We start from the raw sequence: 21,028 nt of genomic DNA, 5'->3' as shown, positions 1-21,028 counted from the left end.
ACTCATCGACCAGAGACACCACGAACCGGACCCACCACCACAAAATGCCGCTCAACCAGCCTCAAACAGCAACCTCACAACCAATCTCCCAGCCGCACTTCGGCATTACCTCATGCTCGTCATAAGGAGTGAAATGCCGATCTCGGCATTTCACTCCCTTTTTCAAGAAACCGGTCTCGTCGGCGATCAACACGCCATCAGGGTCGCCGAGGTGCTCGACCACATATCCACGCACGTCGTCGCGGACACCACCGATATCCCAGTCGGCTTTACGAAGCAGCCGCTGCATCCCGTTCGGACACACCTCACCAGCACGTTCGGCCAAGGTCCAGCCGTTCTTCCGTTCCAAACCCGCGACCAGCCCCGACACATACTCCCGCGCCCGCGCCCGCGGCTCGGAACGACAGAACCGGTCCCCGACCCGCGCCATCAACGAATCCAGCTCAGCCACCAGCCGATCCAACACCACCCGACAGGTCTACCAGCACCAATTCACGCGAGTGACGTTGCAGTACTAACCCGTGACAGCCCATTCTGCCGCAATGCTTTGCGAGGCAAGCGCGTTCAGCGAGGTTGTCGCAGCGATCCAACGGACCCGGTATCATCGACGACGCGAGGGACTGACCGGCTTCACTGTGCCCGTCAGGAGATCGTCATGGACGAACGCCCTCGCTCGCAACGCGAGCGCACTCCAGTCAGTGCCGCGGACGAACTGCAGCGCCTGCTCGATGAGCCGACGGTATCGGTTCCCGACGCCGCTCGCTTGCTCGGTGTCGGCCGCTCTACTGTCTACGCAGCGATCAAATCCAGTGAGGTGCCAGCCATTCGAGTCGGCCACCGCCTACGGATCCCATCCAACTGGTTACGCCGCACGCTTCACATTCATGCAGCCTGGAACGGCGACACATCCTAACGTCCTAGCACTGTCTGCTTAACCAGCTTGCCGCCGGCCAACGCTCACGTCGCCGCTCCTCTCTCCCAGCAGTAGCGGTTCCGTGGCTTTGCGCTGCCTTCCGACCTACTCAGAGCTCCCGATCGGGCCCAGGGCGAACCAAACTCAGCCTCTGCCTCCCAGTATCGATCCACTGTATAGCGCTGCGCCGGAAGCCAATTCACGGCACCGCAATGTCAGGCACTCAGGCACCAGCGCCGATCAACCACGTCTTCCCTGACGGCATCGCCCAAACACCGCCGCCACAAAAAGCTTCGACGACACGTCGTCGACCGACGCCCCGAACACCTCTAGACCCGCCCTCGCGAATTCCTCACGCACACAAGGAGGTCCGCCGACATGCCTGGCAGAGAACCGGCAGCACCGAGGACGCGCCGTGCTGAACCCATCGACAAGCGCACCGCCAAGGACGGAACCGTCACCTACACATTCCAGATCGATGTCGGCACCAAGCCGGACGGTCGACGGAACCGACCCAGCTTCACCTACCCAACACTGTACGAAGCTCGGCGTGAGTTCCGCCGAATCAAGACAGAACTCGCCGAACATCGCCATGTGCCGCGCGTAGACATCACCGTCGACGACGCATGCGACGAGTGGCTGAACGGGCGCCGGGGAATTCGCCTGGTCAAGCTCGAGGGCTACCGAAACCATCTCAAACCGGTCCGCCGGCACCTCGGCCGAAAGCAACTGGCCGAGGTCACCAAAGCCGACGTCGACGCCTTGGTCGATTGGATGCTCGAGCAGGGCCGCGCCGATCCACGGCACTTCCAGCCCGACAGCCTGATGTCGCGGGTCGCAGCGTTCGTCGACCGGCAGCCCGCGGCCGGCGTGCCGGTCGGCGAGATCCGGACCGCGTTTCCGGAGTGCGATGTGTACAACTGCCTGTCGGTGCTCGTCCGCACCGGCAGGATCATCCGCCTGCGTCGCGGCGTGTACGCCCCGAACCCGTATCCCGCCGCCGACCGCGCACCCGAGGGCGTCAAACCCATCACCGTCCGAACCACGCTGACCACGTTCGGAATGGTCGTCCAGTCCTTCGTCGACCAAGGCAGGGCACCACTGAATCCGGTCAAACTCGTCGACCGGCCGCCGGACGACCTCGACGACGATGACGACGACGATGACGGCAGCGACGGCGGGAAGTCGTGGACCTTGGCCGAGGTCGAAGCGCTCCGCGAATCGGTTCGCGCGCACCGGCTCTACGCGTGCTGGCTGTTGTCCTGCTATGGGCTGAGACGCAGCGAAGTGCTGGGCATGCACTGGAAGCGCTTCGACGACGCGCGGCTGCGGATCCGGCGGGGCCGGGTGGCGATCGGGAAGATCGTCGAGGAGAACGGTCCCAAGTCCAAGCGCAGCCGACGCGACCTCCCACCGCCCGATGATGTGCGGGAGGCGTTGTGGTCGTTCAAGACTCACCAGAAGGCCGAATGCCTGGCGCTGGGCATTCCGTGGTCGGAGGATCGTTTGATCGCTGTCCACGCGGACGGCACCCCGATCCGGCCCGCGTGGTACAGCGACGAGTTCCAGCGGCTACGCGAGGAGGCCGGATTGCGCCGGATCCCGTTGAAGGGACTGCGCAACACATCGGTGTCGATGATGATCGCGCGCGGTGTCCCGCCCCTGGTGGTCGCCGCCTGGCACGGCCACGACCCGGCAGTGTCGCTACGGATCTACAACCAGACCCGGCCCGAGGATCTGCGGGCCGCAGGAGCAGCCCTTTTCGGCTCCCCGGCCATTGATAGCAAAACCGCTTGGCAAGCTCTTGGCAACATGGCGGGTTTCGGACATGAAAAAAAGTAGGTCAGCCCCGGTGAAAACCGGGGCTGACCTGCCTTTTCTTCGGTGCGCGATACTGGGATTGAACCAGTGACCTCTTCCGTGTCAGGGAAGCGCTCTCCCGCTGAGCTAATCGCGCCTGTTCGCCTACTAGAGGCGGCGACGGGAATCGAACCCGTGTGCACGGCTTTGCAGGCCGTTGCCTCACCACTCGGCCACACCGCCAACCAAGGCCGGGTTGGCCTTCGAGCGGATGACGGGATTCGAACCCGCGACCCTCACCTTGGCAAGGTGATGCGCTACCAGCTGCGCTACATCCGCATGCACTGTAATGTGCAGTATGCCTCCGTCCGGCTCTTTCCTGCCTTCCGGCTGCGAGAGAGAACATTAGCCCACCACCTGCGCCATCAACAAATCGGCTGGTAAGAGCGGGTAAATCGGAATTACATCCGTGTCGTTCCGCAGGCCGGGCCTGCCATCGGATCCCCACAGCGCCACCCTCCGTTCAGGGTCCGTTCCCGCCGACGACGCCCCCCGGCTTCCCCCTCCCCACACCCCACCGATCGAAAGATCCTTCGGCCCCCATGTCCGGCAGCCCAATCGGGCGCCCCCTCGAACCCCGTGCCCGGCAGCCCAATTCGAACCCCGCCCCGACCATCCACCGCAGGCACCCCATCGCAAATCCCACCCGCAAAGCCATCACAACCCGAGCCAACCGACCCCACTTCTCCACCCCAGCGAGAACCCCCAGGTAGAGCCGCGATTTGGTGTGACCCGGGTGATGCGTGTTAAGGTTCCATCTCGTTCGGAACGGAGCATCCACTCCCCCCGAACACCCGCACAACCTGGTCCTATAGCTCAGCGGGAGAGCGCTCGCCTCACACGCGAGAGGTCGCTGGTTCGAAACCAGCTAGGACCACTCCGATGAAGACCCCGGGCATTGACCTGGGGTTTTTCCGTTTTCAACAGCATCGCCTCAATTGGGGCTGTTGAGCTGCAAGAAATCAACTTGTTGCGTTTCGAATTCAACAAGGGGTTGTGCAGGCGGGAGCGGTTATCGGGGACTGATGTCCTCCGGCAGATGTGGAGCGCCCGTCACCGCCCACACATACTTCCTCTCCCAGACCGACAAGCAGCCCGGCACCCGCCCTGGTCTCACTCTCATCGATGGTCCTTCGTACCCAGGCCGCTCCCCTCCCGCTCCGCGGCGGTGCGATTCGCCCTTTGAAGCCGCTGATTGAGGGGTATCAGCTCGGATGCGTCATGAGGGGCTCGTCCATTTCGCTGTTGTCACCGACAGCATCGAACACGATGCCGATTATGTGATCAGTGTTGCCGATGACGGCAGACTCGCACGGCAGCAGTCTGCGCGGCGAACACGATCGACAGCCAGCGAGTCTGGTGATCTCGTCGCGAAATTCGGCTCCCCGTGATCACCGCGATCGTGCCGACAGGTCTGTTCAACCCTGCGCGACAGCAGGTTTCGTGATGGCTGGATGTGTCACACTCGGAGATGGTCCGCGGCGGTGGTACTCCGTGGTCGGTTCGTGAGTTCAGGCGGCAGGCGTGTCGGCGTTGATCGCGGCGGCGAGCTCCCGGGCACGGTCGTGTGCCTCGACCATCGATGCCTCGTGCATCGGAAGTAGCGGGGCGAGCGCCGGCGCGTGGGGGACCATGGTCAGCTCGGGGACCACCGTGGAGACGTCCAGTCCCAGCAGGTTGCCCAGCAGCGCCTCGAGGGTGGGGACGACGTAGTCCAGGCCGTGCTTGGGCGCGCCGGGGCCGTAGCCGCCGCCACGAGCCGAGATCACCACGGCGGGTCGACCCGCTGTCCGGGACGGGCCCTCGCGGTTGAGGGTGTGGCCGTCGACGATGATTTGGTCGAGCCACGCCTTGAACACCGACGGCATCGTCAGGTTGTACATCGGCACCGTGAAGAGATAGGCGCTGGCACCGAGGAACTCCTCGATCAGCGCGTCCTGCACGGCGGCTGCCGCAGCCTGCTCCTCGCTGCGCTGAGCGGGGTCGGTGACACGTGCGGTGATACCCGCCGCGCTGAGGTGGGGCACGGGCGTCGCGGCGAGATCGCGGTGCACGACCGTGCCCGCCCAGCCATCGAGGAAGGTCTGGGCGACCTGGCGCGAGACGGACGCCTCGCCGAGCGAGGAAGAGTCGATGTGGAGCAAGTAGGACATGGGTTCGTTCCTTTTCAGAGGTGGTTCGGCTGTTACATACTGGTAGTGCGGTTACACACCGAATGAGAGGTTTGTGGGATGGCGTCAGCGCGACAGATCAGCGGGCCGTGTCAGGCATGGCCGGAGGACAGCGCCTTCATACGTGAGGTGCTCGACCGCATCGGCGACAAGTGGACGGTCTTGATCGTCAGCACCTTGAGCGACGGCTCGCTGCGCTACTCCGACTTGCAGGCGAGCATCCCCGGGATCTCTCAGCGGATGCTGACTCAGACGCTCAAGCATCTCGAGCGTGATGGACTGCTCACCCGGACCGCGTTCGCCGAGGTCCCACCGCGGGTGGAGTACGAGCTGACCGATCTGGGCCGGTCACTGATGGGTGCGGTGATGGCGATGGCCGGTTGGGCGGCCACGCATCACAGTGAGATCGCCAGCAACCGGGCCGCCAGCGAGCTGACCGGAGTGGGCCGGGGCAAGACCACGGTCAGCGCGTCGGCAGGCTGAGGTGTCGGTCGACGCTCATCGCTGGCGTAGGGGCGGCCACGTCGGGCATATCGACAACTTCGCCCGCGTCGCCGGCTCGCGCGCTCACTGCCTCGTCGGCCACGGTGTCGATGTGGCACACGCCGGTATCGGGCTCACACCACCCGCCGGCAGGGACTACGCCGATCTGAAGGCCGCCCCTCGCCTCGCTCATGACGCACGCTCGTCGCGGATCGGCCCGGCCACCCGCTCCAGCAGTTGCCCATAGACCGCGACCTTCTGCGCGCCCGGAGCGGCCACTCGCCGGTCCAGGACAACGAATGGGACGCCCGCCACGCCCAACTCCAGGCCCTCGTGCCGGTCGGCGCGCACGCGGTCGGCGTACTCGTTGCTCGTGAGGATCTCACGGACTCGCCGCCCATCCAGCCCGACCGACTCGGCGACACCAGCCAAGGCGTCCGGCTCATACGGATTGAGCCCGCCCGCGAAGAAGCCGTCCTGAACGCTGGAGAAGAACTCGAACCCGAGGCCCTGGCCGTTGGCGTACTGCACCACACGGTGCAGATCGAAGGTGTTGGCACTGAGACGGTCCAGGGTGAACGCGAGCCCCTCCTCGTGCGCGATGGCCTGGATCTGATGCTCGGCTCGTAGGAAATGCTCGGCGGTGCCGCCGTGGGCACGAATGAACGCCTTCTCGATCGTCTCCGGCTCGTGCGGCGCGGCCGGGTTCAGCTCGAAGGACCGCATTCTGATCGCGAACCTGTCCGCATCCGGGCGCTGCCCGATCGCTTCCCGAAGCCGGTGCTTACCGACGTAGCACCACGGGCAACCCAAGTCGGACCACACCTCGATGACGACCTGCGGCCCAGTTGCCGGGCCTGTTACCTGCTCAGCCATCTTCCTTCCTCACCTCACTAATAGTGCGTAACATCATCATGAGTGAGTAGAAGAGGGCTTACAAAAGGCACTTTGAAGTGCGTGCGTCCCACCTGTCGGCGCTACACCCTCAGACCGGCCCAGCAGGAGCGCCGACAACTACATCCAGCAGTTCTTGCAGGCGACGAGCCAGCCCGCCGGGGTCGGCCTGGACGAGCGCGGTGCTGCCGATCATCTTGCGCATCAGCCAGAAACCGGCGATGAGCGAATGAGCCAGCATCGCCCGTTCGTCGGCATCCGGACCTTCGAGCAGATCGCTCAGATAACGCCCTGCATGTCGTTCGATGCCGGATCGGAGCACCTCCGCGGCCCTAGGGTTGGCCGCGGAACGAAGCATCAGGAGGAAAGGATCCAGATGCTCCGATTCCGGTGCGGTTCGTTCCACCAGCCGGGCCGCGATGTCTCGAGAGAGGGTCTCGGGGCAGTCCGACAGCACCGTGCGCGGCTCGAGCGCAACGTCCACCGCTTCGGCGAATAGTTGCTCTTTCGACCCGAAGTACCGATTGACCAACATCGCTGTCACCCCGGCCGACTGGGCGATCTCACGCACACCCACGCCGTCGTATCCATGCTTCGTGAAGGCGATCACTGCCGATCGAAGGATCGCATCCCGAGTAGCGGCGGCGTTACGTGGTCTCTTGGGCGGCGCGGCGTCGGCTCCCTGACTCATGGCAACAGCGTACCGCACATGTATACAACTGTAGACTTTCGTCGCGAGCAAGTCTACGGTTGTAGATATAGCGACGCTCAGGCCCTGGACAGGCCCGAGGAGAACCCCAAACATGAGCCGCAGTCATCCACGGCCGCTACAGGTTTCGGACTCGAGAGGTCGTGCAGTCGGTCCAAGCGTGGCGAAGCGAGCGTCGCGATCGGTGACCTCGCGACCGATTCCGGAGCCGCTACGGCGGCCACTGCCGCACCGTGAGTCGGCCGCTCAACACCAAACGATCAGGAGTGGAAAATGGAACTGAATCTCAGCGGAAAGCGTGCCCTCGTAACCGGTTCGAGCGCCGGCCTGGGCGAAGCTATCGCCACAATGCTGGCCGCCGAAGGGGCTACCGTCATCGTGCACGGCCGCCACGAGGCCCGTACCAACCGGGTCGCCGACACCATCCGGGAGGCCGGCGGCGTTGCGATAGTCGCACTCGGAGACCTCACCACCGACGCCGCGGCTGACGAGGTTGCGGAAGTCGCACTCGCCGACGGCCCGGTCGACATCCTGGTCAACAACGCCGGCTTCTACCGCCACTTGTCGTGGAACGATGCAACTCCGGACGAGTGGGCGTCGACCTACAACGCCAACGTCATATCAGGCGTGCGCATGATTCGACGTCTCGTGCCGCAGATGCGCGAACGCAACTGGGGCCGAGTGGTCACCATCGGAGGGGGGCTCGCACTCCAACCGATGAACACCCACCCCCAGTACAACGCGACATTGGCTGCCCGCCACAACCTTGCGGTCTCGCTCGCCCGAGAACTGAAGGACACTCGGGTCACGTCCAACGTGGTTTCGCCCGGTGCGATGCTGGTGGAGGCAACCAAGGACTTGGTGACCGACATAGGTCCCGCCCGCGGATGGGGCCAGACGTGGGAGGACATCGAGCCGAACGCGGTGAATTCGCTCATCCCCAACGATCGGGGACGCTTCGGCAAGCCTGAAGAGATCGCCGCAGCAGTTGCGTACCTGTGTAGCGACTACGCCGAGTACGTCAGCGGCGCAACCATTCGGGTCGACGGAGGCCACATCAAGGGCGCCTTCTAGTAGATCGCCCGTGTTCGGTGCACTCTTCGCGGGTGGCGCCATCTGGCGTGGCAGCCCCCGACCTCACTCGGATTCTGTTGCCTCACAAAGCTTTCGGAACTGGGGGACCGAATCTGTCGGCGTGGAGCGGTGTCCGGCGGCAGGTGTCATCCGCCCTGCCTGAATCCCGCTTGCCGAGGATGGCAGGATCGACGGGACCGGTGATGCTGGTCGCCCGAGCCCTCGGCGAATGTCCGGGCGGGCGTGGCACTCTGGATGGGTGCCCCTTCCAGCGGGGCCGTCGACACGCCAACGCTAGGAGGTCGCAGGACATGGTGAGCGTTATCGGTGGTGGGATCGCGGGCAGTTGCCTGGCTGGTGGTCTCGCGCGGGAAGGTCACCCGGTCGCGATCTACGAGCAACAGCATCCGGGTCCCGGAGCCGGGGCGTTCCTGTTCATCGACGGGCGCGGGCACGACGCGATGGAGGCGATGGGCGTCGATCGTTCGGCGCTGCAGGAGGTTTCGTATCCGCTGGAGGGGCTCGACTACGAAGACAGTCGCGGTCGGCGAAGTGCAATGCCCAGTCGCGGTCATCGTTTCTGGCTGCGCCGCAACCTGATGGGCGTGTTGTCGGAGTTCGTCGCGGACTCCCCCGCGGAACTGTGTTACGGCGCACCGATTTCCAGCGTGACCTCGAGCGAGGACAGCCATGCGATCCGGCGCGGCGCGGACGTCGTCGCCGCCGAGGGACTGTTGGTCGGCGCCGATGGTATCGACTCCGTCGTCCGCGCGGGCCTGGAACCCGGCCGCACCCCGGTCTACGCCGGTGACGTCGTGCTGTACGGGATGACCGGCACGCCACTGGATCCGCCGCCGACCACCGACCCCGCGGTCCTGCACTTCTTCGCCGAGGTCGCCGAAGATGGCAGTGCCGGAAGTACTTTCGGGCACATCTGGCGTCCGCAGGACCCGGCGGCGCTGTGGTTCGTGCGGATTCCGCGTGAACCCCTTCCCGGTACCCGCGACGACATCGGGATGCGACCGGTCGATGAATGGGCCGAAACCGTCCTGGCCGCAACGCCTTCCAGCCAATCACTCGTGTCGGCTTTCCTGGCACGTACGGAGGTGGTGCACGTCAGCAACGCCCGCAACGTCTCCCTGGAACAGGCACGCGCACCTCAGGATTCGGTGGTCCTGATCGGTGACGCCGACCACGCCATCACTCCGGCCGCCGGAGTCGGCGCACGCGATGCGCTCGAAGACGCCCGCGCGGTATTCGACGCGATCATCGGCGCCGACTCACCGGCCGAAGCGATGACGCAGCGTCGCAAGCAGATCCTGACCGATCGCGAAGCAGCTCAGCGAGCACGGCGGCGATGATCCGGCGACATCTACGCTGAGGATCTCCTCACGCCCTTGCTCAGCTGGCCAGCCCGTGCCCGGGTGAAGGCCCGAACACAGCGCATCGTCGCGGTCTCTGCCGACGGCTTGCGCCACCGAGTCACCCGGAGCCCTCCCGCACAGGTGTCCGATGTCGCGCGATGCGTATTGATCTGCGATTACGCCGCAAGAGCGGAGTAAAATGACGGCGGGGAAAGGAGGCTTCTCGATGTCGTTCCTGTCCACTTCTCTCGCCGTTGCAGGTGCCGCACTCGGCATCGTCCTGGCCGGTTCGATGGCTCAGGCCGATCCCCTCGGCCCGCCCGGCACCGCGTGCGGACCGAACAAGGTGGTGACCGACAACCACACGTGCGAAGCGTTCAACGCATCCTGTACCGGCTACGACATGATGGTCATCGGACGGGTCGACCACCAGGGACATTGCGTGGTCCCCGGTGTGAACGGCACGTCTCCGTAACACAGCGACGAGCCGCGCCCGCCCGGCCCTGAACCGGCCGGGGCGTTGTACGTGGAGGGCCCGCAGGCCCTCGACGTGGTGTACATCAGCGAAACCATCTCTCACTCTTCATGACTCGCGGCATCCAGATCGCTGCCGGCCCGGGGCAGCATCGGATCCGGCGTTCCGGCGCTATCGTGGACGAATACGCGTGAGGGAGGATCGCGATGGTTTCGGTGATGCTGCACCGCTACGTCTCCCGGCCCGAGCCCGTCCTGGCAAAAATGTGGCGGCGTGGGGATTTCGACTTGCCGCCAACGACTTTCGAGATGTTCGTACTCGAGCCGACCTCGTACCGGGATTTTTGGCTCGGGAACGAGTGGACCACCTTCAGCAGGGAAAGGCCGAACGCCATCGGCGCCTCGCACATCGAGATCCAGGCGACCGCGGACGAACTCGCCCGGTGGTCCCAGGCCCAAACGTCCGCCCAGGACGCGCTGCGCGCTGCCGAAATGCAGCTCGTCCACGACCTCGGGCTCAGGATCGTCGGAGGCGATCGGCCGAGTCTGCGACGGGGATACGGCTGGCGAGCGGCCGGTCGACGGTTCGACCGCTCAGGGCTAGGGCGGGCGTTCGACGAGTTCCGCGAGCAACTACGTCATATCGACAGGGAATATCGGCCCGTCCGGGAGCTGATCACAACGCGCGTACAGCAAGCAGAGGTACAGGCACGGCAAGAAGCGACGCAACGGTGGGAAGCCTTCAAACGGAAAGCTGAGCAGGACAAGCAGTTCCATGCGCTGGCCGCGCAAACCTGTTGGAGCTACGAGGTCGGTGAGGCCGACCGGGTCGTTCACGTTTTTCGCGCGAGCGGTTCGACGATGAACATCGGCACACTGAAGCAGACTCTGCAGGCGAGCTACGGTGGCTACACGGTGCGCTGGGACGATCACGATCGTGCGGAAATCGAGCAGGCCACTGGCGTGGATTTCGAAACCTGGTGGCGTGCAGTCACACCGAACGCATGGATCGACTCTCGAAGGATTCCGGATCCGCCGCGCCCCACACCTTCCATCGGCGGCCACACCAGCTACGGGGTCGGCGGCCACACCGGTTTCGGCGGCCACTTCGGGATCTGAACTTCGGTCGCGGCGATTACACAGCGACTGAGCCACGGACTCGACGCCACGCACACCAAGGACCCGGATCGCGAAAAGCTCTGCTGCGCCCTGAATCTCAGGACCAGGAGGGCGCGGAGGCGGCGGAGTGGATATTCGAGAAGGCATTCATACACGACTGCGCAGGGTGGGCACGCCGGGTCCGGTGAGATCGTCGCAACAGGTGGCTCTACCAGCCATCGCCATGGTCAATGCGATCGTTTTTCCACTGACCAGGGGCCCGGTTCCGGTAGCAAAGGGGCCGTCGGTCGCTTCCAGGCGCAAACCTTCGATCGAACTGTGGCTGGGAACGGTGAAGTCCCGGCTCGCGTAGAACCGGGCGACCTCGGTGACGGACTCGATCGAGGGCTCACGGGGCAGGCCGAGTGGGCGTCGGATGTCCTGGGCGTGGACGACCACCTCACCGAGCCAGGCTGCCGTGTGGCCGGACGGCCCGGTGGTGCTGGTGACGATCGCCCGGAATCGGTCCAGAGTTTCCGCGGGTGTTGCGCCACGGTGGGCGGCCACGAGCCGGGCGTTGTGCTCGTCGAAATCGAAGCGGGCGCGGATGACGCTGATCAGCCAGCGGGACCTGCCGGTACTTGCCCCCGCGGTGAGGTGGGCGAGGACCTCCTCCACCGTCCAACGTCCGCACAGCGACTGCCGGGCCCACTGCACGTCGTTCACATCGGCGAGATCCTCGGCCAATGCCGCGCGCTCGGCGTGAGTCATCGCCCACAGCTCGTCACGAGAAATACCGTTCGACACTCGCACAAACCTCCCGGTTCAACGCAGCCTGCCAGTGCGAGCGCGATGATGGCCCTCGATCCGTCGCAGCACAGCGGCAGCCGCAATTCCTGATTCCCCTCTATCGACGACAGCGCTCGCCTGAACTCATCGGTCCAGCACCACTTGTTCACAGTGCCCTGTACCTGGTGTGGGTTCTGATCACAGACGTGCTTGCAGCATGCGGAAGCGCCCAGCGGCATGTTCGGATGTTGGCGACCGCCCATCCGACGCGGCTCTACACGCCGGTCTGGCCGTCCAGCAGGCGGCGGATCTCCTCGTCCGGATACAGGGTGCTCCGGCTCACCTCCTGGAACGGACGTGTGAACGCGGACATCGCCGCGGCGACCGGCGCGTGCCGGGTGAGGACCGCGGCGGCTCCCTCGGGGATGCCCTCCGGCGGCTTGCCCTCGGCGATGGCGCGCGCCATCGCGGCGCGTGTCTCCCGGCCTTTTACCCCGCACAGGGCGGTGAGCAGCCAGTTCACCAGATAGGTGGCGGTGAAGCCGCGGTCATAGCTCTGGTTCTGGTCGAAGAACGCGGCCTCCTGCGGCGAGAGGTCGAACGCCGAGGAAAGCGAGAGGCCGTAGTCGCCGAAGTAGAGGCGTCGACCGTCGGTCAGGATGTTCCAGAAGTGCGCGTCGAGGTGCAGCAGCCCACGGCTGTTCATGAACGCGGTGCCGGCGGCCAGTTCCCGCTCCACCATGGCGCACGCCCGGTCGGTGGCCTCCCCGCCCGCCTCGATCCGGTTGTTCAGCCACTCGTGCAGGGTCTGCGGGATGTACTCCAGGAACACCGCGATGCTCGCCGACGAGTCCCGCACGGCCTCGATCCGGTGGCGTACCTGCGGTCGGCCGTCCCAGTAGGCGACGGCGCGATCGATATCGGCGAGCTCGGTCGGCAGCGGCGTCGTGTCCGGCAACACCCGCCAGTGGTACATCAGCGGGAAGCCCTCGTATTCGGCGGCGAGCACCCAGTTCGTCGTCATGATGTGCACGGCGAGCTCGCGCCAGGCCCCGAAGCCCGCCCCACCGATGAGGCCGACGCCGTAGTGGCTGAATTGCGGCAGGTCGAACAGGTTCGCCGTGGACCGGACGTGCTCCGGCTGCCGTTCCAGGTCGGAGAGCGGCACCCGCTTCACGAAGACCGGGGTTCCGGCGACCTCCAACAGCGCCGACTTCCCGCCGATACCGGCGCCGAGCGGCGCGGCCGCGTCCACGAGCTCGCGCAACGCGTGATCGCTGTGCAGTGCCAGGGCCGTGGAGACGGCGCTGTGGGAGTGCAGGCGCGCCGGGCGCGACATGTCGCGGGTCGTGGTCGCGTCAGGTGAACAGGACGTGACTGCATCAGGGGAATCAGCTGTGGTCTCCACGTGGGCGCCGACCTCGATTCAGCCATGGCCACGCGGTCGTGCCGGCGGCCTCCGGACAGGGCAGGAGGTCGATCCGGGCCGCACCCGACGGTGGTCCCGGTTTGTCCCCCCCGAAATCGCACTCTACGTCACGACATTCACGAACAGGTTCACGATTACCGATTCGCTCCGACTGGCCGTGGTTCGAATAAGTACACGCAAATTCCGCACAGTGCACGGTTCGCACCGGCCCCTCATAGCAGTCGAGCGGAGTCGCCGACGGCTCAGACCGGATTATCAGCGAAACCCATTGAGCGGGAGGCGCATACACGTGGCGCTGCGGCACGTGGCGCTAGAATTGACCCCAGACGACTCGGGGACCGCCGGGCGTGGTGAAGATCCGGTAGTTGTGTGACTGGGCCCAGCGCTGAGCTGCTTCGCGCAGGAACGGGGAGCCCGCGTTGAGGTAGTCCTCGGCCATGGGCTTGTTGCCGAAGGCATCGAGAGCTTCGGCCAGTTTCTCCTGTGAGCCGGTCTTACCCACCTTGATCGCGAGTATCAGCAGTTCCCGGCGGTGGCAGGCCTCGAGAACCTCGCGAACCACAGCCGGGTTGAAGATCCGGGGCGGAGTTTCCCGCAGTTGTAGATAGACGCCGTACGCTTCCTTGGACGAGCGCCAGTAGCCGTCCCGATCCAGGTATCGAATGCACTGTTGCAGTTGGGATTCCGTTACTGCGAGGGCGGCCATGTCACGCGGGGTCAGGCCCAGCTTGTTGCGGAGGTGCTCGTCGGCACCGTAGGCACGGAGGTTTTCGATCGCGTTCCGCTCGTTCGCGTAGTAGGCGAGGTGCAGCGCGCTATCCCCTTGTACCGTAGTGCGATTGACCGTTTTCTTGCGCATGGAATTGCCGAGCAGTTCCATATCGTCGGTCTCCGCCGCGGACAGAATCCGGTTCACGGACCGCTGTCGCCACCCAGCCCGACCGGCGCCGTAGATCAAAATCGGAAGCAGCACCACGAGCACCACGAGCACCACGAGTAACACGATGACGGCTATCACATGCGCGACGATATGACTTTCACACCTGTTGCCGCACTGGGTTTTCTACTCCCCGCCCCTGCGCGCTCGGCGTCGCGAGGCGCTCGCGGATCGCCGGAAATCGGTCCCACGATCTCCGGAAATCTTTGCACGCCAGTCGAATCCACTCGTCACGGGAGCCCGGCCCCGCGCGCGGCGAGAATTCGGCAAGTCGCACTTCTCGACGATGGTCTCGCGGTCACGCTCCAGTCCGCCACGGGCTTCCTGCCGGTGTCGGCGCGCGCCCCGCGGAGCATCCACATCGACCGATCTCTGCATGGAAATGGCGTGATGGAGACCACCGCCGGTTCATAGCCGGTAACCCACTTCAACACCCACCGCCCGGAAAGAAACCCCAGTTCAGAACCGGTCCCATGTTCACAGTGCCCGTCAAAGGCGCCGACCTGCGACGGGCATCCGATGATGGACCGAATGCCGTGGACGCCGACCTGACTGTCTGAGAGGCTTGAGTTGTGGATCCGTCCACAGCGCAGGCCTACGTGGTCGTTGACGAATTCGCACGTGGGGGTGTCCGGGACGTTGTGCTGTGTCCCGGCACACGACACGCGCCGATGAACTTCGCCGTGCAGGCTGCGGATGCGGCGGGCCGGCTACGGATGCACATGCGCATCGATGAACGGACCGCGGGATTCCTCGCGGTCGGACTGGCGCTGGCCAGTCGGCGGCCGGTGCCGGTCGTGATGACCTCGGGGACCGCGGTGGCCAACCTCGGTCCCGCGGTGCTGGAGGCCAGCTACGCACGGGTGCCGCTGGTGGTGGTCAGCGCCGATCGGCCCTCCGAGATACTCGGCGCCAGCGCCAACCACACCGTGGAGCTGCTCGGTCTGCTCGGCAATCAGGTCCGCACCAGTATCCGTCTCGGCCTCGCCGACGAAGAGTCCGCGTCCGACGACTGTGCGTCCTACGAGCGCCGAAACAGCCTGTGGCGCTCGGCCGTCTGCCGGGTACTCGCCGCGGCCCGCGGCGCCCGCTCCGGCAACGCAGGCCCGGTGCACTTCGATATCCCGCTGCACGATCCGTGGGCGCCCGACCTCGCCCCCGGCGAGCGCGCGCCCGAGGGACGCGAGGGCGGACGGGCCTGGACGCGCACCCAGTACGCCACGCTCGACGTGCCGCTCGACATCGACCTGACCCCCGACACGGTCGTCATCTCCGGCCACGGCGCCGGGTTCCGGCCGGAACTGTCCGAGCTGCCGACCGTCGCCGAACCCACGGCCCCCATGCACGGCCCCGCGCTGCACCCGTTGGCGTTGCCGCTGCTGGAGCCGCGCCAGGCCATCATCACGGGCCGCCCGACCCTGCACCGTCCGGTGGCGAAAACGCTGGCCGATCCGAATGTGACCGTCTACGTGGTCACCACCGGGCCGCGCTGGCCCGACGTCTCCGGAAATGTGGTCGGCACCGGCACTCGGGCGATCGTCACCGGCGAACCGGCCCCGGAGTGGCTGGCGCGGTGCCGTGAGCTCAACGCGAGAGCGATCGGGGTGGTCCGGGCCGAACTCGCCGAGCACCCGAAGCCGACCGGACTGCACGTGGCGGCGGCGGTGATGGACTCGCTGCGCGACGGCGACCAACTGCTGCTCGGCGCGTCCAATCCGGTGCGCGACGTGGCCCTGGTGTCGTACCCGCAGCCGGGTGTGACCGTGCTGTCCAACCGCGGTGTCGCGGGCATCGACGGCACCGTGTCCACGGCTGTCGGCGCGGCGCTGCACCACCACGGCCGCACCGTCGCGCTGCTGGGTGATCTGACCTTCCTGCACGACGTGTCCGGCCTGCTGATCGGGCCCGACGAACCCCGCCCGGCCGATCTGACCATCGTGGTCGCCAACGACGACGGCGGCGGCATCTTCGAGCTGCTGGAACAGGGGGAACCGCAGTATGCCGGAGCATTCGAGCGGGTGTTCGGCACCCCGCACGGCATCGATCTGGCCGCGCTGTGCGCCGCCTACCGCATTCCGCACCGCCAGGTCGATCCGCAGCAGCTGGCCGTCGAGTTGGCCGGGCATGCACACGGCACGCGGGTGCTCGAGGTGATCACCGAACGGTCGCGCCTGCGCGAACTGCACGCGACGGTGCGGGCCAAGATCACGGACTGAATCGAGCTACTTCGCCCGTGTCCGGATGACGTGATCGCCGACGCCTTGTCGATGCCGAATCCCACTTCTATCCTTACGGACAGAAGGATCCCGCGGAGTGGCGATGATCTACGACAATCTGCTCACGTTGACAGCTCGAGCACCGATCACCAGCGGATTGCGGCAGGGCGAAGCATTCACCCCCTACGCCGCTGTGGTCGAGCGGATCGGCCGACTCGCCGTCGGCCTCACCGAACGTGGCATCGAGCGTGGCGATCCCGTTGCCTTGCTGATTCCGAACTCACCCGATCTTTTCGCGACAGCCCACGCGCTGTTCGCCATCGGCGCCATCGCGATGCCGCTGGGCGAGACGGCCACGCGATCCGAACTTGCCATCCTCGCGCAGAAAACCGGACCCAGGGCCGTCATCTCGACTCCCGACCGTGGCGCCGTTGCCGAGATGCTCATCGCAGATGCGGCCCCCGGCATTCCGTTGTTCCTGACCAGCGCCCTGCCCGAAGCAACCGGAACCATCCAACTGCCGAAACTGCCAGGGGACACCACGGCGCTCTACCTGTTCTCATCCGGCTCGACCGGGTTGCCCAAAGTGGTGCCACACACCCACGCCGAGCTCATCGCCGATGGTGAACGAGCCAGCACAGCCTGGCAGATTCAGCCCGACGACATCGTCCTGGACATGCTGCCGGGCAGCTTCTCGATGGGCTTCCTGCTGGGCGCTGTCCAAGCCGTCGCCGGCGGTGCGACGGCGCTCTATTGGAGCGATCCCCTACCGCTGGCGCTTTCGCGCGAGAAACTGCTCGACGCCATGGTCCGCGAGCGCGCAACCGTTATGGGCGCCGTTCCGGCAATGTACGAAATCATCGCCGGTCAGCCCGGCAATTTCGATCTCAGGCTGCGCCTGGCCTTCTCGGGCGGCGTCGCGCTGAAGCGGTCCTCCTTCGAAGTGGTACGCGAGCGCCTCGGTGTCACAATCCGTCAGGATTACGGCTCGACCGAGGCCAGTATGTTCTCGCACAATGACTCCGCCGACCTCGACGCGAGCTGGGCTTCGGTGGGCAAACCGGCGGGCGACGCCGAAGTCCGCATCGTTCCGTTCGACACCGAATTCGGCCCGTCCGTCGGCGAAATGGAACTTCGATCGTCCTCGCTCATGCGAGGCTATCTCGGCGATGCCGCGGCCAATGCTCAGGCGTTCGACGAGGGCTGGTTCAGGACCGGCGATCTCGCCTCGCTCGATGAGGAAGGTCGCATCTTCATCCATGGCCGCAGCAAGTTGCTGATCGAGGTGTCCGGCTACAAGATCGACCCCATCGAGGTGGAGGAGACGCTCATGACCTTGCCCGCCGTCGCCGAAGCCGCAGTGACGGGTCTGCCGGACCCGGACCCGCGCAACGGCAATCGCCTGATCGCGTTCGTCGTCAAAGGGGCGGATGTATCGGCCGACGAGTTGATCCGCTATGCGCGCGAAAGGCTGTCGGTTCAGAAGGTCCCGGCCGAGATCGCGTTCATCGACGCATTGCCGCGCAGCGCTGCCGGCAAGGTGCTCCGCGCGCGGCTGCGAGAGCTTCAGGCGGGCTGAGTCGCTCGCTGCGAGACATAGGCTGCCAGTTTCGCGGGCGATTCGAACAGCTCCGCACGTATCTCCGTGTCAGGGATACTGATCTTGAATCGTTCCTGGAGGAAATGCACCAGCTTTACCAGACTGATCGAGTCAAGCAGGCCGATCTCCAGTAAAGGGGTCTCGCGATCCACCGGCCCTCCGCCGGCCTGGGCCATCATGGCGGAGATATAATCGACAATCGGTTGTTCGATATCGTCCATCGCTCGAGTCCTTTATGTCGTCAGCATGATAACCAATTTCATCGCGACCTGAAATGGCGTTCGAAACATGGGAGGACGGTTTGGGCGAAACGCGCCCGCTGGGCGAACGAGAACAACTGCTCAACCATTTGCATGCGCGTCGAGGACTGATCACCATGCAGGTGCTGCACGTGCGCGGCCGCCTCGATCCGGCGCAGGTGCGGCGCGCACTCGCCTGGCAACAGACCCAGCACCCCATCCTTCGCGCTCATATCCGCTACGGCAAGATCGTCTGGCGCCCGCTGCCGCCCTTCGCCTACCGCCGACGCTGGTTCGACACCGAGGGCACACCGGAAATCCCGGTGCGGGTGGTCGAGGACCCCGACCCGGACGCTTGGCGCAAGGTCCTCGCCGACGACATGCACACACCGATCCGGAAGGGCACCCGTCCGCGCCTACGGACAACGCTGGTGCGGCAATCGCCCGACGCCGAGATCAACCACATCGTCATCTGCGCCGATCATGCGACGCTCGACGCCCAGTCCGCCAACATGCTCGCTCGCCGGCTTCTGGAGTTCCTCGCCGATCCGGCCGTGGCGCAACACGACTCATCGCTCCACACCGCCCTGCCCCCACCGATCGAAGCCGGTCTGCCCAGCAGACCTGCGAGTGGCAAGAAGTCCGGCAGTCGCGAAGAGACCACGTATACGCCGGCCATCCGGCTACCCAAGCAGAAAATCCGCGGTCGGAAGAAAGAGACGCGAGTACTGGAGCGTCACCTCGGCCCCACCTCGACGGCAACGCTCGCGGATGCCCTCAAAGCCAATAGAACAACGCTGCACGGTGCGGTGACCGCCGCCTTCCTGCTGGCCATCCGCGAGCGGTACCGACTCGACGTCATGACCTTGTTGACCACGGTCGACCTCCGTCGCCTCAGCACACTCGCGCTGCCGCCCGAGACCTACGGTTGCTACGTCGACATCCTGCGTACCGAGCACCCGATAACCGACGACTTCTGGGCCACCGCCCGCGACGTCTCGTTCAAGCTGATCGCCACGCTGGCCAAGGACTGGGAGTCCGCCGCCATCATGAAGTTTCCGGATTGGGAAGTGTATCGGCACGAGGTCGGCCCGACGCTGCGCAACCACCGGCGCCTCGACGGGCTTGCCGTCACCACGGCAGGCGAGTCCGGCCTCGGGACCAGCTACGGCCCCTACACGCTCGAGGACGTCACCCGGGCCGTTTCGCTCGACATGTTCGGCCCGTCACTGTTCGTGATCGCCAACGAGCGCCTCGGCAGCCTCGACCTCAGCGTCGGATACGCGGCCACCGCGATGAGCGACGAGGAGGCACGGTGGCTCACCGACAACGCGGTGGCCCGGCTCGAATGTCAGCGGTAGTCGGCGGCGTGGTCTCGGGCCCACTCGGCGAACGACAGGGCGGGGCGGCCCAGTAGATCCGGAACCGAGTCGACGGCGATCTCCGGCGACGGGTTGGGCACGACTCCCCGGAACTGGATGAACATATCCGCCAGGAACGGCGGCAGATCGGCGAGCAGCTCAGCGCGGTAGGTCTCGACGTCGACCTCCTCGAGCTGCACGGGTTCGCCGAGCGCGTCGGCTATCGCGGCGATCTGGTCGCGCTGGGTGATCGGGCCGGGGCCGAGCACCGAGTGGGACGCGGACGTACCGGCCTCGTGGAGCAGCGCGTGCGCGGCCACATCGGAGATGTCCCGCTCGTGCACCGGAGAGGTGGTCGCTTCGGGGAAGGCCGTGCGGAACACCCGTTCGGTGCGGATGGAGGTCCACCGCAGCGAGTTGGTGGCGAAGTACCCCGGGCGTACGAAGGTGTGCGGCAGGCCGGAGTCCCCCAGAGCTTTCTCCACGGTCATGTGGCGGACCGCGATCGGGTTCTGCTCCGCATTCGGCTGCAGGACCGTGCCGGAGGACAGCAACGTCACGTGCTGCACGCCCGCCGCGACCGCCGCGGTGGCGAACTCCGCGGCGGTGTCCGGGTGGGCGTAGAGGAATACCTTCGTCACGCCCGCCAGGGCTGCGGGCAAGGTGGAGAAATCTGTCAGGTCGGCACGGACGACCTCGACGCCGTCGGGGAACTCGCCGGGCCGGGGGCTGCGACTGGATGCTCGGACGGGTTCGCCCGCCTCCAGCAGCCGGGTCAGGACACCGCTGCCGACGAAGCCACGAGCACCGGTCACAAGAGTGGTCACGAGAAGTTCCCCTTCTGAGGCAGGCCGTCGAGCAGGAGCGCGCAGACGGCGTCGAGGTCGGATTCGATGGCGGCGCAATCCCATTCGGCGGTGTGTGCCGGGTGGTGGAAGCGGGTGGTCGCATCGAATACGGCGCGGGCGGTGGCGGCCGGGTCGGGCACTGCGAAACCGTCCGCGATCAGGGTTCGGAGTTGTTCGAGCAGGTCGGCGACGTGCTCGGCCGCGACGTCACTGTGCTCGGCGACGAGCAGCGCGTAGGCCGCGTAGAGCTGCGGATCCTCGGTGGCCTTGGCTCGCTTGGCGGCCAGTACCGCGAACAGCCATCCGCGCAGCCGGGCGGCCGGAGCCGAGCTGGTGTCCGCCGCGATGGCCGCGAGGGAGTCCCGGCCGCGGTCCAGCCAGCGCCTGGTGACCGCCTCCCGCAACGCCGCTTTCGAGGGAAAGTGCTTGTACACCGCGGTGTGACTGACCCCGAGCGCCCGCGCCACATCCACCACCGTGGCCTTCGCGGGCCCGTGGCGGCGCAGCACCTCCTCGGTGGCGGACAGCACCGCCTCCGCGTCCAACGGCACCTTCGCCATGCACCGAGA

19 protein-coding genes, 4 tRNA genes and 1 pseudogene are annotated in these 21,028 nt (G+C 65.9%); 11 read left to right on the top strand and 13 right to left on the bottom strand.

All coding sequences use genetic code 11. The features are described 5' to 3' along the window. Positions 1-148: 148 nt before the first annotated feature. Positions 149-469, bottom strand: a pseudogene (locus ON40_RS43725) (transposase); the annotation flags it as partial. A gap of 186 nt (positions 470-655) precedes the next feature. Here ON40_RS43725 and ON40_RS56440 point away from each other — a divergent pair. Then, positions 656-913 carry a helix-turn-helix domain-containing protein gene (locus ON40_RS56440; RefSeq protein WP_083896391.1) on the top strand — a complete coding sequence of 86 codons (258 nt, stop codon included), beginning with the start codon at positions 656-658 and terminating at the stop codon, positions 911-913. A 378-nt stretch (positions 914-1,291) separates the two neighbouring features. Continuing rightward, positions 1,292-2,755, top strand: a complete 1,464-nt coding sequence (locus ON40_RS43720; RefSeq protein ID WP_063713220.1) for a site-specific integrase — start codon at positions 1,292-1,294, stop codon at positions 2,753-2,755. Between the two features lie 43 nt (positions 2,756-2,798). Here the strand turns inward: ON40_RS43720 and ON40_RS43715 are convergent. The 3 genes from ON40_RS43715 to ON40_RS43705 all read right to left on the bottom strand — a co-directional run bounded on the left by ON40_RS43715 (position 2,799) and on the right by ON40_RS43705 (position 3,052). Continuing rightward, positions 2,799-2,870, bottom strand: a tRNA-Val gene (locus tag ON40_RS43715). Positions 2,871-2,885: 15 nt separating this feature from the next. Next, positions 2,886-2,956, bottom strand: a tRNA-Cys gene (locus tag ON40_RS43710). A gap of 23 nt (positions 2,957-2,979) precedes the next feature. After that, a tRNA-Gly gene (locus tag ON40_RS43705) sits at positions 2,980-3,052 on the bottom strand. Positions 3,053-3,578: 526 nt separating this feature from the next. On the opposite strand from ON40_RS43705, the gene ON40_RS43700 reads away from it, so the two are divergent. Continuing rightward, positions 3,579-3,650, top strand: a tRNA-Val gene (locus tag ON40_RS43700). 634 nt (positions 3,651-4,284) lie between these two features. Here ON40_RS43700 and ON40_RS43695 read toward each other — a convergent pair. After that, a complete protein-coding gene (locus ON40_RS43695; RefSeq protein ID WP_040831629.1) occupies positions 4,285-4,926 on the bottom strand; it encodes an FMN-dependent NADH-azoreductase in 642 nt (213 codons plus the stop codon). Positions 4,927-5,004: 78 nt separating this feature from the next. Here ON40_RS43695 and ON40_RS43690 point away from each other — a divergent pair, with 78 nt between their 5' ends. Continuing rightward, complete coding sequence (locus ON40_RS43690; RefSeq protein ID WP_051194494.1) at positions 5,005-5,427, top strand: winged helix-turn-helix transcriptional regulator; 423 nt, start codon at positions 5,005-5,007, stop codon at positions 5,425-5,427. Between the two features lie 189 nt (positions 5,428-5,616). Here the strand turns inward: ON40_RS43690 and ON40_RS43680 are convergent, their stop codons facing one another. Next, entirely contained in the window at positions 5,617-6,303 is a 687-nt protein-coding gene (locus ON40_RS43680) for a DsbA family oxidoreductase (protein ID WP_040831627.1), read from the bottom strand. 109 nt (positions 6,304-6,412) lie between these two features. Continuing rightward, positions 6,413-7,012, bottom strand: a complete 600-nt coding sequence (locus tag ON40_RS43675) for a TetR/AcrR family transcriptional regulator (protein WP_174435120.1) — start codon at positions 7,010-7,012, stop codon at positions 6,413-6,415. Between the two features lie 291 nt (positions 7,013-7,303). Between ON40_RS43675 and ON40_RS43670 the strand changes: the two genes are divergently transcribed. The 4 genes from ON40_RS43670 to ON40_RS43655 all read left to right on the top strand — a co-directional run bounded on the left by ON40_RS43670 (position 7,304) and on the right by ON40_RS43655 (position 11,061). Next, positions 7,304-8,104: an SDR family NAD(P)-dependent oxidoreductase gene (locus ON40_RS43670; protein ID WP_040831625.1), complete on the top strand. Its 801-nt coding sequence runs from the start codon at positions 7,304-7,306 to the stop codon at positions 8,102-8,104. Between the two features lie 311 nt (positions 8,105-8,415). Next, positions 8,416-9,465 carry an FAD-dependent oxidoreductase gene (locus ON40_RS43665; protein WP_040831624.1) on the top strand — a complete coding sequence of 350 codons (1,050 nt, stop codon included), beginning with the start codon at positions 8,416-8,418 and terminating at the stop codon, positions 9,463-9,465. Between the two features lie 229 nt (positions 9,466-9,694). Continuing rightward, complete coding sequence (locus ON40_RS43660) at positions 9,695-9,943, top strand: hypothetical protein (protein WP_040831687.1); 249 nt, start codon at positions 9,695-9,697, stop codon at positions 9,941-9,943. Between the two features lie 206 nt (positions 9,944-10,149). Next, positions 10,150-11,061, top strand: a complete 912-nt coding sequence (locus ON40_RS43655; RefSeq protein ID WP_040831623.1) for a hypothetical protein — start codon at positions 10,150-10,152, stop codon at positions 11,059-11,061. A gap of 147 nt (positions 11,062-11,208) precedes the next feature. On the opposite strand, the gene ON40_RS43650 is transcribed toward ON40_RS43655, so the two are convergent. The 3 genes from ON40_RS43650 to ON40_RS43640 form a co-directional block, all read right to left on the bottom strand. Then, positions 11,209-11,847 carry a maleylpyruvate isomerase family mycothiol-dependent enzyme gene (locus tag ON40_RS43650; RefSeq protein ID WP_040831622.1) on the bottom strand — a complete coding sequence of 213 codons (639 nt, stop codon included), beginning with the start codon at positions 11,845-11,847 and terminating at the stop codon, positions 11,209-11,211. A gap of 256 nt (positions 11,848-12,103) precedes the next feature. After that, entirely contained in the window at positions 12,104-13,168 is a 1,065-nt protein-coding gene (locus ON40_RS43645; RefSeq protein WP_040831621.1) for a BUD32 family EKC/KEOPS complex subunit, read from the bottom strand. Positions 13,169-13,568: 400 nt separating this feature from the next. Further along, entirely contained in the window at positions 13,569-14,276 is a 708-nt protein-coding gene (locus ON40_RS43640) for an ankyrin repeat domain-containing protein (RefSeq protein WP_040831620.1), read from the bottom strand. 491 nt (positions 14,277-14,767) lie between these two features. Between ON40_RS43640 and menD the strand changes: the two genes are divergently transcribed. Both menD and ON40_RS43630 read left to right on the top strand, forming a co-directional pair. Next, complete coding sequence (gene menD / locus ON40_RS43635; protein ID WP_040831619.1) at positions 14,768-16,411, top strand: 2-succinyl-5-enolpyruvyl-6-hydroxy-3-cyclohexene-1-carboxylic-acid synthase; 1,644 nt, start codon at positions 14,768-14,770, stop codon at positions 16,409-16,411. A 103-nt stretch (positions 16,412-16,514) separates the two neighbouring features. Further along, complete coding sequence (locus tag ON40_RS43630) at positions 16,515-17,990, top strand: class I adenylate-forming enzyme family protein (protein ID WP_245568260.1); 1,476 nt, start codon at positions 16,515-16,517, stop codon at positions 17,988-17,990. Here the strand turns inward: ON40_RS43630 and ON40_RS43625 are convergent. After that, a complete protein-coding gene (locus ON40_RS43625; protein ID WP_051194493.1) occupies positions 17,978-18,232 on the bottom strand; it encodes an acyl carrier protein in 255 nt (84 codons plus the stop codon). The two genes, ON40_RS43630 and ON40_RS43625, sit on opposite strands and share 13 nt — an antisense overlap. 53 nt (positions 18,233-18,285) lie before the next feature. On the opposite strand from ON40_RS43625, the gene ON40_RS43620 reads away from it, so the two are divergent. Then, a complete protein-coding gene (locus tag ON40_RS43620) occupies positions 18,286-19,611 on the top strand; it encodes a phthiocerol/phthiodiolone dimycocerosyl transferase family protein (RefSeq protein WP_040831617.1) in 1,326 nt (441 codons plus the stop codon). On the opposite strand, the gene ON40_RS43615 is transcribed toward ON40_RS43620, so the two are convergent. Both ON40_RS43615 and ON40_RS43610 read right to left on the bottom strand, forming a co-directional pair. After that, positions 19,602-20,438, bottom strand: a complete 837-nt coding sequence (locus ON40_RS43615; RefSeq protein ID WP_040831616.1) for an SDR family oxidoreductase — start codon at positions 20,436-20,438, stop codon at positions 19,602-19,604. The two genes, ON40_RS43620 and ON40_RS43615, sit on opposite strands and share 10 nt — an antisense overlap. After that, positions 20,435-21,019: a TetR/AcrR family transcriptional regulator gene (locus tag ON40_RS43610; protein ID WP_040831615.1), complete on the bottom strand. Its 585-nt coding sequence runs from the start codon at positions 21,017-21,019 to the stop codon at positions 20,435-20,437. The genes ON40_RS43615 and ON40_RS43610 overlap by 4 nt, the downstream gene beginning before the upstream one ends. Positions 21,020-21,028: the final 9 nt, after the last annotated feature.

Origin of the sequence: Nocardia jiangxiensis NBRC 101359, from assembly GCF_000308615.1 — a bacterium.
Taxonomy (GTDB): Bacteria; Actinomycetota; Actinomycetes; order Mycobacteriales; family Mycobacteriaceae; genus Nocardia; species Nocardia jiangxiensis.
The sequence above is the reverse complement of the archived record's forward strand: the minus strand, read 5'-3'. Positions and strand labels throughout refer to the sequence as shown.